Consider the following 13723-nt stretch of genomic DNA (forward strand, 5'->3'; position numbering starts at 1 on the left):
CCCGGCGCTGGCGCGGCCGCTCCCGGGTCCGGCGCGAACCCGGGAGCGGCGGTGGGCGGCAGGTGGCATTGTGGACGCTGATGTGCGCGCCGGTGCCCACCGGAACGCACGACCCGTGCCGTGTTCGTCGACGACGAAGGAGATCTATGTCCGCCCCGAATCTCACCCGCGACCAGGCGGTCGAACGCGCCGCCACGGTGGCCGTGCGGAACTACCGGATCGAACTCGACCTCACCGACCAGCCGCGAGGCGCGGGGTCGGAAGTGTCGGACACCTTCGGTTCCAAGACCACCGTCACTTTCTCCGCGACTGCCGGGGCGAGCACCTTCGTCGATCTGGTGGCCGCGCAGGTGCGTTCGGCCGTGCTCAACGGCAACCCGCTCGACATCAGCGGCTACGACGAGTCGACCGGCATCGCGCTGCCGGACCTGGCCGCCGACAACGAACTGGTGATCGAGGCCGACTGCGAGTACTCGCACACCGGTGAGGGCCTGCACCGCTTCGTCGACCCGGCCGACGACAAGGTCTACCTGTACTCGCAGTTCGAGACCGCCGACGCCAAGCGCATGTTCGCCTGCTTCGACCAGCCCGACCTCAAGGCCACCTTCGACATCGTGGCCACCGCGCCCGCCGACTGGCAGGTGGTGTCCAACGGCGCCACCGCCCAGCAGCACAGCGTCGGCGCCGTCGTGCGCCACACCTTCGCCACCACGCCGAAGATGAGCACCTACCTGGTCGCCATGATCGCGGGCCCGTACGCCACCTGGACCGACTCCTACCGCGACGAGCACGGCGAGATCCCGCTGGGCCTGTTCTGCCGCGCCTCGCTGGCCGACCACATGGACGCCGAGCGCCTGTTCACCGAGACCAAGCAGGGTTTCGCCTTCTACCACGAGAACTTCGGCGTGCCGTATGCCTTCGGCAAGTACGACCAGCTGTTCGTGCCGGAGTTCAACGCGGGCGCGATGGAGAACGCGGGCGCGGTCACCTTCCTCGAGGACTACGTCTTCCGGTCCAAGGTGACCCGCGCCTCCTACGAGCGCCGCGCCGAGACCGTGCTGCACGAGATGGCGCACATGTGGTTCGGCGACCTGGTCACCATGAAGTGGTGGGACGACCTGTGGCTCAACGAGTCGTTCGCCACCTTCGCCTCGGTGCTGTGCCAGGCCGAGGCCACCGAATACACCAGCGCCTGGACCACGTTCGCCAACGTCGAGAAGTCCTGGGCCTACCGCCAGGACCAGCTGCCCTCGACCCACCCGATCGCCGCCGACATCCCCGACCTGCACGCGGTCGAGGTGAACTTCGACGGCATCACCTACGCCAAGGGCGCCTCGGTGCTCAAGCAGCTGGTGGCCTATGTCGGGTTGCGGCCGTTCCTGGCCGGGCTGCGCGACTACTTCGCCGAACACGCCTACGGCAACGCCACGTTCGACGATCTGCTGCGCGCGCTGGAGAAGGCCTCGGGCCGCGACCTGTCGGACTGGGGCGCGCAGTGGCTCAAGACCACCGGCCTCAATATCCTGCGCCCGGAGTTCACCGTGGCCGCCGACGGCACCTTCGAGAGTTTCGCGGTGGTGCAGGACGGCGCCGAGCCGGGCGCGGGGGAACACCGCGTGCACCGGATCGCGATCGGCGTCTACGACGATGTCGACGGCAAGCTGGTGCGCACCCAGCGCGTGGAACTCGACCTGGCCGCCGCCGCGCGCACCGAGGTGCCCGAGCTGGTCGGGGCGCCGCGCGGTCAGCTGGTGCTGGTCAACGACGACGACCTCACCTACTGCTCGCTGCGCCTGGACCCGGAGTCGCTGGAGGTCGCGGTGCGGCGCATCGGCGACATCGCCGACTCGCTGCCGCGCACACTGGCCTGGTCGGCGGCCTGGGAGATGACCCGCCAGGCCGAGATGAAGGCCCGCGATTTCGTGGCGCTGGTGCAGCGCGGGATCGGCGCCGAGACCGAGATCGGTGTGGTGCAGCGGCTGCTCATGCAGGCCAACACGGCCATCGGCAGCTACGCCGATCCGGAATGGGCCGAGCAGCAGGGCTGGCCCGGTTTCGCCGACCGGCTGCTCGAGCTGGCCCGCGCGGCCGAGGCCGGGTCGGATCATCAGCTCGCCTTCGTCAACGCCCTGACCGGCGCGAAGCTGGCACCGCGACACACCGAGGTGCTCACCGCGCTGCTCGACGCCGACCCGTCGGCCGCCGGGCTGGCCGGCCTCACCGTCGACACCGACCTGCGCTGGCGCATCGTCACCGCGCTGGCCGCGGCGGGCCGGATCGACGCCGACGGGCTGCCCACCCCCGCCATCGACGCCGAACTCGCCGGTGACCCCACCGCCGCGGGCAAGCGGCAGGCGGCCGCCGCCGCCACCGCGCGCCCGATCGCCGAGGTCAAGGCGAAGGCGTGGGACACCGTGATGGGCGACGACTCGGTGCCCAACATCACCGCCCGCGCCATCGTCGGCGGGTTCGCCCCGGCCGGTCAGGGCGAGCTGCTGGCCCCGTACGTGGACAAGTACTTCGCCCAGATCCCCGCCGTGTGGGAGCGCCGCTCCAGCGAGGTCGCCCAGACCGTCGTCGTCGGCCTGTACCCGCACTGGGCGATCAGCGAGGACGCGGTGGCCAAGGCCGACGAGTTCCTCGCCGACGACCACCCGCCCGCCCTCTACCGCCTGGTCTCCGAGGGCCGCGCGGGCATCGAACGCTCCCTGCGCGCACGGGAATTCGACGCCAAGTAGAACCCACCCGCTCACGCTGCTCTCAGCGGATCTGCTGAGAGCAGCGTGAGCGGCGAATTCTGTTGTGCGCGGGGCACCGTGGAGCCATGGCACACGACGACAAGACCCCGATGTTCAGCTGGCGGGCCCGCGAGCAACTGTTCGCCCGCCGGATTCTCGTCCTCGACGGCGCGCTCGACGACGACAACGGCACGCTGTTGATCACCCAGCTGCTGACCCTGGCCGCGCAATCCCCCGAGGCGCCGATCTCGCTGTGGATCCACTCCCCCGGCGGCTCGGTGCCCTCGATGCTCGCGATCCGCGATGTGATGCGCCTGGTGCCGTGCGAGGTGTCCACCCTCGCGCTCGGATTGGCGTGCAGCGCCGGGCAGTTCCTGCTGTCCTCGGGATCGCCGGGGCGCCGCTTCGCGCTGCCGCACGCCCGCATCCTCATGCACCAGGGTTCGGCGGGCATCGGCGGCAGCGCGGTGGAGGTGGAGGTGCAGGCCGACGATCTGCGCTACACCGTCGACACGGTGCTCGGCCTGATCGCCGCCGACACCGGCCAGCCTTTCGACCGTGTCTACGAAGACTCCCTGCACGACCGCTGGTTCACCGCCACCCAGGCCCTGGACTACGGCTTCATCGACCACATCGTCGAGTCCTTCGACCAGGTCGTCCCCCACCGTCACCGCATCGGTATCACCACCTAGCCGAGGAGGCACCGTGACCAGCTACACGATCCCCAATGTCGTGTCCCAGCATCGCGGGGGCGAGCGGATCACCGACATCTACTCGCACCTGCTCAGCGAACGCATCGTCTATCTCGGCACCCCGATCGACTCCGGGGTCGCCAACGCGCTCATCGCGCAACTGCTGCATCTCGAGTCCGACAGCCCCGGCCAGCCGATCAGCCTCTACATCAACTGCGAGGGCGGCGACCTGTCGGCCATGCTCGCCGTCTACGACACCATGCGCTTCATCAAGGCGCCGGTGCACACCACCTGTGTCGGCCAGGCCATCGCGGTCGGCGCCGTCCTGCTGGCCGGGGGCGCCGCGGGGCATCGCGCCATGCTGCCGCACACACGGATCGTGTTGCACCAGCCCGCGACCCGTGGTCAGGGCACCATCCCGGACCTGATCCTGCAGGCCGACGAGATCGTGCGCATGCGCGCGGCGATCGAGGCGATCCTGTCGAAGCACACCGGTCAGAGCCCGGAGACCCTGCGTCGCGATACCGACCGCGACCGGGTGTTCACGGCCGAGACCGCACTGGACTACGGGCTGGTCGACCGGGTGCTGCACGAACGGGAGTGAGCCTCACTGCTTTTCGATGCGGTCCAGGTAGGCGCGGCGGACCTTGTCGTCGACGCGGGTGATCGCGGCGTCGTCGTGGGCGGCCTTGCGGAACGCGCGCATCACCGGTTCGGGCACCAGCCCGGCGGCATTGGCGGCCAGGCCGACATACCCCGGCACGGCCGTCTCGGCGGCCCGCGTCCTGACGGTGCGCACGACGGCGGCGGCGATGTCCTCCGGGTCGACGGCGGGCAGGATGCCGTAGTCGATGCCGGAGCTCAGCTCGGTGCGCACCGCCGAGGGCAGCACCGCGCTCACGCTGACACCGGTGCCGTCCATCTCGAGGCGCGTCGCCGCGGTCAGGCCGACGACGGCGAACTTGCTCGCGTTGTAGACGGCCAGGCCCTTGAGCGGGAACTTGCCCGCCAGCGAGGCCACGTTCACCACATGTCCGTAGCCGCGCGCGACCATGCCGGGCAGGGCCAGGCGCATGCCGTGGATGACGCCGTAGACGTTGACGTCCATGGTGAGCTGGTCGATCCGGTCGGACTGGTCGAGGAACGCGCCGTTGGGCATCACGCCCGCGTTGTTGACCAGCACGTCGAGCGGGCCGCCACGCCACCGGGCCGCGGCGTCGAGGAAGGTCGCGTAGGAGGTCTTGTCGGTGACGTCGAGTGCGTGGCCGAGCGCGCGGTCACCCAGCTCGGCGGCGGCCTGCACGGCCAGTGCCTCGTCCAGGTCACCGAGCGCGACGTAGGCGCCCGCCGCGACGAAATCCCTGGCGGTGGCCAGGCCGATCCCGCGGGCGGCGCCGGTGATCGCGACGAGCGCACCGTTCAGGTCGATCCGGGGGTAGCTCATGCTGCGTCCTTGTCCTCGTGGGTGATGGTGAAATCGGCGGGGTCGAAGGCGCTCACCCGGCGGGTCAGTTCGCCGGTGGACCAGGGCCAGCTGAAGCTGTTGCGGCCGTTGACATCCAGGTAGTAGCTCTGGCAACCGCCCGCGTTGTAGACCGTGCTCACCAGCGCGTCCTGCACCTGGTCGACATAGTCGGCCTGCACCTGCGGGCGCACGTCGAGCACCGACCAGCCCGCGCGCCGGGCGCCGGTGATCGCCGACACCAGGTAGTCCACCTGGGCCTCCAGGATCGCGAACGCCGAGGAATGACCGGTGCCGAGGCTGGGGCCGAGCACGGTGAAGGCGTTGGGGAAACCGGTGGTCACCGTGCCCAGGTACGCCTCCGGCGAGCCCTTCCAGTGCTCGGCCATGCTGCGGCCGTCGGCGCCGAAGACGATGTCGGCCAGCGGGGTGTCGAGGATGTGGAAGCCGGTGCCGAGGATGACGGCGTCGACCTCGGCGGTGCTGCCGTCGGACCCGACGACGGTGCTGCCCCGGAACTCGGCTACGCCGGTGGCGTGCACGTCGACATTGGGGCGGGTCAGCGACTGCAGGTAGCTGTTGGAGAACAGGATCCGCTTGCAGCCGAGCAGATAGTCGGGGGTGAGCTTGGCGCGCAGCGCCGGATCACGCACCACCGCGCGCAGATACGCCGAGCCCACGGCCTGCACCGTCTGCATGAGCGGGCGCGGATGCCGGAACGCGACACCGAGCCCCTCCATGATCGTGTACTCGATCCGGCGCAACGCCTTGTGCGCGAACGGAACCCGGCGCATCACCCGCTTCTCCACCTCGGGCACCGGATGATCGAACTTCGGCAGCACCCACTGCGCGGTGCGCTGGAACAGGTGCAGTTCGGCCACCTCGGGCGCGATGGCGGGCACGAACTGCACCGCCGAGGCACCCGAGCCCACCACCGCGACCCGCTTGCCGCGCAGGTCGTAGTCGTGGTTCCAGCGCGCGGAGTGGAAGACCTCGCCGGGGAATTCGGCCAGGCCGGGGATCTCGGGGAAGCGCGGCTCGTTCCACGGGCCCGCGGCCGAGACGACGAAGCGCGCCGTCAGCTCGCCGTCGCTGGTGCTCAGCCGCCAGCGGTCCTCGGCCCAGTGCGCGGCGGTGACCTCGACACCGAAGCGGGTCCGCGCGGCCAGCCCGCGCTCGCGCGCCACCCGCTCGACGTAGGCGAGGATCTCCGGCTGCGGCGCGAACAGCCGCGACCATTCGCTGTTGGGCGCGAAGGAGAACGAGTACAGCCCCGAGGGCACATCGCAGGCGCAGCCCGGATAGGTGTTGGCGCGCCAGGTGCCGCCGAAGGTCTCGGCCTTCTCGACGATCAGCACGTCGTCGATGCCCGCCTCGGCCAGTTTGATCGCCGCGCAGATACCGGAGATACCGGCGCCGATCACGATCACGTCGTGGTGGTTGCTCACAGGGTGACTCCTTCGTGTGCCACGCGGACGGCCGCCGCGACACGGGTGGGTGCGGTGCGGCGGGCGATCTCCAGCGTCGCCGCGCGCCGCGCGATATCCATGAAATTCGGGCCCATCACGGCCAGGTCGACGGCGCTGGGCTCGACCCGGATCACCCGGGTGCCCGCCGCCCGCAGCTGGGCGATCTCGCGATCGAGACCGCGGGTCATCTGCGCGCGCAGCAGCCGTTCGACGCGGTCAACGCCGGTGGCGGGCTCGCCACCGGCCGAGGTCATCGGGGCGATCACGACCACCTCGTCGAGTTCCAGCGGAGCCAGCAGATCCGCCGAGACCGAGGAGACCGCGCCGCCGTCGACGTAGTCGCGATCGGCGATGCGCACCGGCGGGAACCAGCCGGGGATCGCCCAGGACGCGGCGATGGCGTCACCGAGGGCGACGGCGGGCATCCGGCCATCGGGCTCGGCAGCCCTGGCGGCGGACTGCGCCGCGACCGGTCGGGCTGCCGGCAGCGAGCTCGCCGCACCGAAGGCCACGCGTTCGCCGGTAGCCGCGTCGGCGGCGATCAACCAGGTGGCCGGGTGTCGCACCCAGCCGTCGGGGGCGGCCAGCGCCCGGCCGAAATCGCGCAGCCAGCCCGCGTCACCGCCGCCGAGCGGCAGCAGACCGGCCAGCGCGGTGTAGGCCGAGCCGCGCCGGACTCCCGCGCCGATCAGACCGAGGCCGGGCAGCCCGAGGCGCGGGAGCGGGGGCAGCTTGCCGGGGTCCACCGCCACGTGCCGGGCGAGCACCGGGTCGGCGCCGGGGGCGGCGTCGAGAGCGGCGAGCAGGTCGGCGGGGGTGCGGCCCGAGCCGAGCGCGGCGACGATCTCCGCCCCGGCCGAGGTGCCGATGAGGACCTCGGCGGTGCGCGCGTCCCAGTCGAGGGCGCGTTCGACCGCCGCGAGGGCGGCCGCGGTCCAGGCGAAGCCGAGGACGCCACCGCATCCGATGGCGAGGCCACGTCGAGTAGTCATGATTCGGATACTAACGGTATTTGAATTCCAGCGGTAGCCCTACTTGCTAAACTCCCGCACATGGCCAGGATGTCGCGCAAGCAGTCGCACGCTCTCACCCGCGAGCGGCTGGTCGAGACCGCCAAGCAGCTGTTCCTGGCCGACGGCTACAACGTGACCTCGCTGGAGAAGGTGGCCGCGACGGCCGGATTCTCCAAAGGCGCGGTCTACTCGAACTTCGCCACCAAGCACGAGCTGGGGCTGGCCGTGCTGGATGTGGTGCACGTGGAGCGCGCCGAGTCACTGTCGGCGGCGGTGCTGATACCCGGCACCCTGAGCGAGCGCATCGACGGGTTCGGCCGCTGGGCCGACGAGAACATCGGCGATGTCGGCTGGACGGCCCTGGAAGTCGAATTCGCCACCAGCACCCGGCACCTGCCGGAGGTCCGCACCGAACTCGCCACCCGCCGCCGCACCCTCACGGCGATGCTGGGTTCCCTGATCCAGGTCCACACCGAACAGATGGGCGTCACCCTGCGGACCTCGCCCGAAGAGGCGGCACTGCAGATGCTCTCGCTCGGCATCGGCCTCGGTGTGCAGCGCGCGATCGACCCGGAGATGCCGGTCAACGCCCTGGTCGACATGCTGCGCGGGCTCGTCGACTCGGTCGACGCGCACTGAGAGGGCCGCTCAGGCGGCCAGCAACACCGCGTTCGGGGCGACCGCGCGCGGCGGCGCCATCGGCATCGGCGCGGCGATCGCGCGGTCCCCGCCGACCACCACCGCCGCGGGGACGGCCGCGCGCCTGCGCATCGTCTCGGCGACCCGGCCGACGAGTTCACCCACCGAGGTCCCCAGCGCACCGGCCAGCGCGGCGATCATCTCGCTCGATGGCTCCTTGCGGCCACGCTCCACCTCGGACAGGTACTGTGGCGAGATCCCCGCCCGTCCGGCGGTGTCCACCAGGGTGGAACGCTGCTGCTGTCGCAGCGTGCGCAGGTGTTCGCCCAGCGCCTCGCGCCACAGCGGTTCCGGCCGCCGCTCGCGTCGGCCCGGAATCACACGCAATCCCTTGTGCTCGCCCATACTCCGAGGGTAGGGACCCGGGCCCGCGAACACCGCGCTCTTCTGCTCTCGGCGTAACCGGCTCAGCGGCTGATGCCGAACCGCGCGTCCACCCAGGCCAGGGCGTCGGCGAAGGAGGCGGCCACGATCTCGCTGTGGTCGACGCCGTCGAGCTTGCGGTAGTCCACGTCCTGGCCGTTGTTCTGCTGGTCGGAGACCATGGCGTCGGTCGAAGCCGGGAGCACGGTCAGGTCGTCGCGGCCCTGCAGCACCAGCACCGGGGTGGTGAACGAGAGCCCGCTGGGATCGTTGTCGTCGAGGACCCCCAGCAGCGCCGAGAGGTCGCCGTCGCGGGTGAACACGTCCTTGGTGGACAGCCCGCCCCATTTGCTCCGGTCACGCAGGCCCGCACTGCATTCGGAGTCGGCGATGGGCAGCATCGTCACCGCCCGCTCGGTGAGGAACCGGCCCGGGTCGACGGGCACGACCGTCTGCGCGCCGCGCACCAGCAGCGGCACGTACACCGCCAGGTCACCCGCGCCGACCTTGCCGAGCGGGTTGGACACCGTCCACTTCGCCATCCGCACCTGCTGGCCCAGATGCGAGACCGGCGCCAGCGCGACCGCACCCAGCAGCGGCGTGTCCGGTGCCCACCCGGCCGACGCGCTCGCGGCGAACAGGGCCGCGTGCCCGCCCTGCGAATGACCCATGGCGACCCAGCGCGACCCCACCGACTCGTCGATGGCGCGGGCGGCGACGGCGAGATCGGCCACCGCGCGCTGCTCGGTCTCACCGATCAGATAGCCGTGGTCACCGGGGGTGCCGAGGCCCTGGTAGTCGGTCCTGGCCACGGCATAGCCCGCGGCGATCCAGCGGGCCTGGTCGTCGCGACTCGGCGAGGAACCCTCCGACCGCGAGGGCGCGCACACATCGGCGACCCCGCTGGTCCCGGGCGCCCAGGAGATCAACGGCCAGCCACCCGCGGGCGGCGTGCCCTCGGGCACGGCCAGCGTGCCCGACACCGCGACCGTCGCGCCGGTGCGGTCCACCGAGCGGTACAGCGCCAGATAGTTGCGCGCCCCCGGCACCGCCTGCGCTCCGGTCAACGGCTCGACCCGGATCACCGACGCGCGCGCACCCGGCACCGATTCCGGTGTGGGGGTGTAGAACTGCGCCCGCGGCGCACCCGCCACCGGCCCGTCCACGCCGGGCGCGTCCTGCCCGCATCCGGCCAGCACACAGGCCAGCGCCACCGCCGAGATCCCGCGACCGATTCCTGTCTGCATCTTCCCCCCAGCGCCACCGCCGGCCGCCACGCGCGGCCGGTAAACCGCCGCTCAGACTACTCGATGCCGCACCGGCGGCCGAGACACCAACGGCGCGTTCACCTTCGCAGGTGAACGCGCCGGGTGGCGGAACAGCGGAACTAGCGGCCGATGGCGGCCGACATCACGCGCACCGCCGAGATCAGGCCGTCGATCAGGTTGCCCTGGCGGAACGAGGCCAGCGCGGCGGTGACGCCCAGCTGGCAGATGCGGTCGTTGGCCCGCTCGGCCACGTTCGCACCCGAGCGCACCTCGATCGCACCCTGGTTGGGCGAGACGGCGATGAGCACCGAGTCGGCCGACTCGGGCGTGTTCGGCAGCAGCTCGTCGGCGCCGGTGGCCGGGTCGCCGCCCAGGTCACCCAGGTAGACGTTGAAGCGCACCTTGGTCGCGCGGGTCGCCTCGGTGAGCGCGTTGTCGAGCATGATGCGCTCACGGTCGGTGAACGGCACCTCGTCGAAGACGGTGCCCGACTCGTGCACACCCGAGACGCGGCCGCTGCTGGTCAGCGCGGAACCGTGCGGCAGGTCGGCCTCGACCACCGCGGGCCACTCAGAACTTGCCACTTGCCCGGCCTCCGATCAGCGCCGCGTCGGCGGCTTCGAGAGCCGCATGGCTGCCATGCGGCTCGGCGGTGTGGTGACCCGCAGCAGCGGTCACCTCGTCGGTAGCGCTCCACAGCACCGGCGAGTGGGTCCACTTCTGCCCGAGTGCGAAGTGGGCCGGCTTCTCACCGGGCAGTGGCTTACCGAGATAGGACAAACCCGCGATCGCGAAGTAGATCGCGGCCGGGATGCCGACGAAGATCAGCACTGTCTCGAGAATGCTCACGGTCCAACGGTAGACGATGCTGTGTAGTAGTTCATCCTCCGGTCATCGGTTCGGCGTGCGTGTCCTGTCCGATTCACACCAGCCAGGCCGCCGCGTTGGCGGGCAACCGGTCGTCGACGACGGGCGCGGCGGCCAGCAGCACCTCCCCCGGCGGCAGCTGGATCGGTTCGTCGGTGGCGTTGAGAACACAGATCAGCCCGCCCGGCCTGCGGAAGGCCAGGGCCCCGTCGGGGCTGCCGTACCACTCGATCCGGTCGCCGGCGAATTCCGGCCGGGTGCCGCGCAGGTCGATGGCCAGCCGGTACAGCGACAGTGTCGAATGCAGTGTCTCCAGTTGGGATTCCACCGTGCGGTCGGCCCAGTCGGCGGGGATCGGCAGCCAGGAATCGGCGCCCTCGGTGAAGCCGAACGGCGGGGTCCGGCCTTCCCAGGGAATCGGCACCCGGCAGCCGTCACGACCGCGTTCGGTGCGACCGGAGCGCTCCCACACCGGGTCCTGCAGGACCTCCTCGGGCAGATCGTCGACGTTCGGCAGGCCGAGTTCGGCGCCGTTGTAGACGAAGACCGCGCCGGGCAGCGCCAGCTCCACCATCATCATCGCCCTGGCCCTGGCCACCCCGACCTTGCCGCCGCCGTAGCGGGTCACCTCGCGCTCGACATCGTGATTGGACAGCGTCCAGGTCGGCGGGGCGCCCACCGCACTCACCGCGTCCAGCGAATGCGTGATGGCGGCGCGCACCCCCTCGGCGGTGAACGGGGTCTCGGCCAGGCGGAAGTTGAAGGCCAGGTGCAGTTCGTCGGGGCGCACGTATTCGCCGAAGCGGATGTTGTCCTCGACCCACACCTCACCGATCGACACCGCGTGCGGGTAGTCGTCGAGCACGGTGCGGATGCGGCGGTGGATGGCGTGCACGCCGGGGTCGTTGAAGCGCGGATCGTCGTCGTCGTTGACCAGCAGCCGGGTGGTGACCTCGGCCATGTCGGGCAGCCCGGCGGGCTTGGCCATGCCGTGCGCCACGTCGATGCGGAACCCGTCGACGCCGCGGTCTAGCCAGAACCGCAGCGTCTTCTCGAAGTCGTCGGCGACCTCGGGATTCTCCCAGTTCAGGTCGGGCTGTTCGGCGGCGAAGATGTGCAGGTACCACTGGCCGGGCGTGCCGTCGGCCTCGGTGACCCTGGTCCAGGCCGGGCCACCGAAGATGCTGGGCCAGTTGTTGGGCGGCTCGGCGCCGTCGGGACCGCGGCCGTCGCGGAAGATGTAGCGGGCCCGTTCGGGGCTGCCGGGGGCGGCCTCCAGCGCCGCGGTGAACCAGGGATGTTCGACGCTGGTGTGATTGGGTACCAGATCCATCGTGACCTTGATCTCGCGATCGTGCGCCTCGGCGATGAGCTCGTCCATCGCGGCCAGCCCGCCGAACAGCGGGTCGATGTCGCGCGGATCGGACACGTCGTACCCGCCGTCGGCCTGCGGCGAACGCATCACCGGACAGATCCACAGCGCGTCCACACCGAGTAGCTCGAGGTAGCCGATCTTCTCGCGTACACCGCCCAGATCGCCGATTCCGTCACCATCGGAGTCGGCGAACGAACGCGGATAGACCTGATAGAACACGGCGGTTGTCCACCACGGAGCGGTGCTTTTGTCCCCCGGCACCGGCGAGGCAGGTGTCTGTGTCACACCCGCAATATTGCCAAAAACCGCCCGCGATATTCCTGTGGCGCGGCACTTTCTCACGATCCGGCAAATCGCCAGCGTCGGCCACGCCGGGCCGAAACCTCGCGGTAAACCTCGATATCGCCGCGAAATCGGGCCGCCACCTGCCGGTCATCAGCGAACGCGGGGCACCCCGCCGGGTCGGCTACGGGGCGTTCTGCAAGGACGCGGCCGCCATCTGGAAGTAGTCCAGCAGGGCCTTGCGGTGTTCGTCGTCCAGGATCGACGGCTCGATCTCGCCCACGGCGATGGTCATGCACCGCATCCAGGCATCGCGCTCGAGCGGCCCGATGACGAACGGATGATGGCGCATCCGCAGCCGCGGGTGCCCGCGCTCGTCGGAGTAGGTACGCGGCCCGCCCCAGTACTGCTCGAGGAACATCCGCAGCCGCCGCTCGGCCGGGCCGAGGTCGGCCTCCGGGTACATCGGCCGCAGGATCTCGTCGGCCGCGACCTCGCGATAGAACACCGACACGAGCCGCTGGAAGGTCTGCGCGCCACCCACCGCGTCGTAGAACGAGGTCGTTGTCTGCTCACCTGAAGTCACGTCCCCCATTGTGCCCCGGTGACCGGCGGCCCCGCCCGGCGGCAGCGTGCATCACGAACACATGGCCCTTCAACCACAGTTCACCCGGAAGTTTGAAAAATAGCCGTGCAATACCGGCGCGAGCGTGGTCAACTGGGTGACAGTATCGACCCCAGATACCACATGATCCTGCCAATCATGAAATCGAGGTCAAGATGAAGCAGCGACCAGGCGCCCGGTCACACGAGGCGCGCGCGTATCGACAACTCCAGCCCGCCGACGTCCACAATCGTGGCTCGGGGGCCATCCCGCTGCACATCCTGTCCGATCACCATCCGGGCGCATCCGGTCGTCACGACCTGCCGCATCACCCCGCGCCATTACATCTCGCCGGAGACCACGACGCCGCCGCATGGCGCAAACGCCGGGTCCTCCTCCTCAACGCCACCTACGAGCCCCTCACCGCCCTGTCCGCGCGCCGTGCCGTGGTCCTGCTGATCTGCGCCAAAGCCGACGCCGTCCACGACGACCCCGACGCCCCGGTCCTGCATTCCGCGGGGGCCGCCGTGGCGATTCCCTCCGTCATCCGATTGCGCACCTACGTGCGGGTGCCCTATCGCGCCCGGGTCCCGATGACCCGCGCCGCCCTCATGCACCGCGATCGCTACCGGTGCGGCTACTGCGGCGGCAAGGCCGAGACCATCGACCACGTCATCCCGCGCAGCCGCGGCGGCGAGCACTCGTGGGAGAACTGCGTAGCCAGCTGCGCCCCGTGCAACCACCGCAAAGCCGACAAGATGCTGGCCGAGATCGGCTGGACGCTACGTCATCCGCTGGTCTCCCCCAAGGGACCGCACTGGCGACTGCTGTCCACCACCGCCGAGCTGGATCCGCTCTGGTTGCAGTATCTCGGCGAAGGCGCCGCCTGAG

At 70.6% G+C, this 13723-nt stretch carries 14 protein-coding genes; 5 read left to right on the forward strand and 9 right to left on the reverse strand.

Annotation, left to right across the window (positions count from 1 at the left end; all coding sequences use genetic code 11):
* Window positions 1-146 precede the first annotated feature (146 nt).
* The 3 genes from pepN (at window position 147) to ACFC06_RS25635 (ending at window position 4034) form a co-directional block, all read left to right on the forward strand.
* Window positions 147-2738: an aminopeptidase N gene (gene pepN, locus ACFC06_RS25625; RefSeq protein WP_375936739.1), complete on the forward strand. Its 2592-nt coding sequence runs from the start codon at window positions 147-149 to the stop codon at window positions 2736-2738.
* A gap of 86 nt (window positions 2739-2824) precedes the next feature.
* Window positions 2825-3430, forward strand: a complete 606-nt coding sequence (locus ACFC06_RS25630; RefSeq protein ID WP_375936742.1) for a ClpP family protease — start codon at window positions 2825-2827, stop codon at window positions 3428-3430.
* 13 nt (window positions 3431-3443) lie between these two features.
* On the forward strand, window positions 3444-4034 hold the full coding sequence (locus ACFC06_RS25635; protein WP_375936745.1) for a ClpP family protease: 591 nt from the start codon (window positions 3444-3446) through the stop codon (window positions 4032-4034).
* 3 nt (window positions 4035-4037) lie between these two features.
* Here the strand turns inward: ACFC06_RS25635 and ACFC06_RS25640 are convergent, their stop codons facing one another.
* Genes ACFC06_RS25640 through ACFC06_RS25650 form a run of 3 tightly spaced genes read right to left on the reverse strand, consistent with a single transcriptional unit; the run spans window position 4038 to window position 7353 of the window.
* On the reverse strand, window positions 4038-4874 hold the full coding sequence (locus ACFC06_RS25640; RefSeq protein ID WP_375936748.1) for an SDR family oxidoreductase: 837 nt from the start codon (window positions 4872-4874) through the stop codon (window positions 4038-4040).
* Complete coding sequence (locus tag ACFC06_RS25645; protein WP_375936751.1) at window positions 4871-6340, reverse strand: flavin-containing monooxygenase; 1470 nt, start codon at window positions 6338-6340, stop codon at window positions 4871-4873. Before ACFC06_RS25645 ends, ACFC06_RS25640 begins: the two co-directional genes overlap by 4 nt.
* Window positions 6337-7353, reverse strand: coding sequence for a patatin-like phospholipase family protein (locus ACFC06_RS25650; protein WP_375936754.1), 1017 nt, complete (start codon window positions 7351-7353; stop codon window positions 6337-6339). The genes ACFC06_RS25645 and ACFC06_RS25650 overlap by 4 nt, the downstream gene beginning before the upstream one ends.
* Before the next feature lie 60 nt (window positions 7354-7413).
* Here ACFC06_RS25650 and ACFC06_RS25655 point away from each other — a divergent pair, with 60 nt between their 5' ends.
* Complete coding sequence (locus ACFC06_RS25655; protein WP_375936757.1) at window positions 7414-8013, forward strand: TetR/AcrR family transcriptional regulator; 600 nt, start codon at window positions 7414-7416, stop codon at window positions 8011-8013.
* Window positions 8014-8022: 9 nt separating this feature from the next.
* Here the strand turns inward: ACFC06_RS25655 and ACFC06_RS25660 are convergent, their stop codons facing one another.
* The 6 genes from ACFC06_RS25660 to ACFC06_RS25685 all read right to left on the reverse strand — a co-directional run bounded on the left by ACFC06_RS25660 (window position 8023) and on the right by ACFC06_RS25685 (window position 12823).
* Complete coding sequence (locus ACFC06_RS25660; protein WP_375936760.1) at window positions 8023-8418, reverse strand: helix-turn-helix domain-containing protein; 396 nt, start codon at window positions 8416-8418, stop codon at window positions 8023-8025.
* 62 nt (window positions 8419-8480) lie between these two features.
* On the reverse strand, window positions 8481-9683 hold the full coding sequence (locus ACFC06_RS25665; protein WP_375936763.1) for an alpha/beta hydrolase family protein: 1203 nt from the start codon (window positions 9681-9683) through the stop codon (window positions 8481-8483).
* Window positions 9684-9823: 140 nt separating this feature from the next.
* A complete protein-coding gene (locus tag ACFC06_RS25670; RefSeq protein WP_375936766.1) occupies window positions 9824-10288 on the reverse strand; it encodes a DUF5130 domain-containing protein in 465 nt (154 codons plus the stop codon).
* Window positions 10275-10553, reverse strand: a complete 279-nt coding sequence (locus ACFC06_RS25675; RefSeq protein WP_278262942.1) for a hypothetical protein — start codon at window positions 10551-10553, stop codon at window positions 10275-10277. The genes ACFC06_RS25670 and ACFC06_RS25675 overlap by 14 nt, the downstream gene beginning before the upstream one ends.
* 73 nt (window positions 10554-10626) lie before the next feature.
* Complete coding sequence (locus tag ACFC06_RS25680; RefSeq protein WP_375936769.1) at window positions 10627-12231, reverse strand: glycoside hydrolase family 13 protein; 1605 nt, start codon at window positions 12229-12231, stop codon at window positions 10627-10629.
* Window positions 12232-12412: 181 nt separating this feature from the next.
* Complete coding sequence (locus ACFC06_RS25685) at window positions 12413-12823, reverse strand: globin (protein ID WP_375936772.1); 411 nt, start codon at window positions 12821-12823, stop codon at window positions 12413-12415.
* Between the two features lie 185 nt (window positions 12824-13008).
* On the opposite strand from ACFC06_RS25685, the gene ACFC06_RS25690 reads away from it, so the two are divergent.
* Window positions 13009-13722, forward strand: coding sequence for an HNH endonuclease (locus ACFC06_RS25690; protein WP_375936774.1), 714 nt, complete (start codon window positions 13009-13011; stop codon window positions 13720-13722).
* Window position 13723 lies beyond the last annotated feature (1 nt).

Origin of the sequence: Nocardia sp. NPDC056064, from assembly GCF_042266925.1 — a bacterium.
In the GTDB taxonomy this organism is placed as follows: Bacteria; Actinomycetota; Actinomycetes; order Mycobacteriales; family Mycobacteriaceae; genus Nocardia.

Bases quoted from the DNA above. Each gene is read 5' to 3' on its own strand.
- pepN (WP_375936739.1), top strand. From the start codon at position 147: ATGTCCGCCCCGAATCTCACCCGCGACCAGGCGGTCGAACGCGCCGCC.
- ACFC06_RS25630 (WP_375936742.1), top strand. From the start codon at position 2,825: ATGGCACACGACGACAAGACCCCGATGTTCAGCTGGCGGGCCCGCGAG.
- ACFC06_RS25640 (WP_375936748.1), bottom strand. From the start codon at position 4,874: ATGAGCTACCCCCGGATCGACCTGAACGGTGCGCTCGTCGCGATCACC.
- ACFC06_RS25650 (WP_375936754.1), bottom strand. From the start codon at position 7,353: ATGACTACTCGACGTGGCCTCGCCATCGGATGCGGTGGCGTCCTCGGC.
- ACFC06_RS25655 (WP_375936757.1), top strand. From the start codon at position 7,414: ATGGCCAGGATGTCGCGCAAGCAGTCGCACGCTCTCACCCGCGAGCGG.
- ACFC06_RS25660 (WP_375936760.1), bottom strand. From the start codon at position 8,418: ATGGGCGAGCACAAGGGATTGCGTGTGATTCCGGGCCGACGCGAGCGG.
- ACFC06_RS25665 (WP_375936763.1), bottom strand. From the start codon at position 9,683: ATGCAGACAGGAATCGGTCGCGGGATCTCGGCGGTGGCGCTGGCCTGT.
- ACFC06_RS25685 (WP_375936772.1), bottom strand. From the start codon at position 12,823: ATGGGGGACGTGACTTCAGGTGAGCAGACAACGACCTCGTTCTACGAC.
- ACFC06_RS25690 (WP_375936774.1), top strand. From the start codon at position 13,009: ATGAAGCAGCGACCAGGCGCCCGGTCACACGAGGCGCGCGCGTATCGA.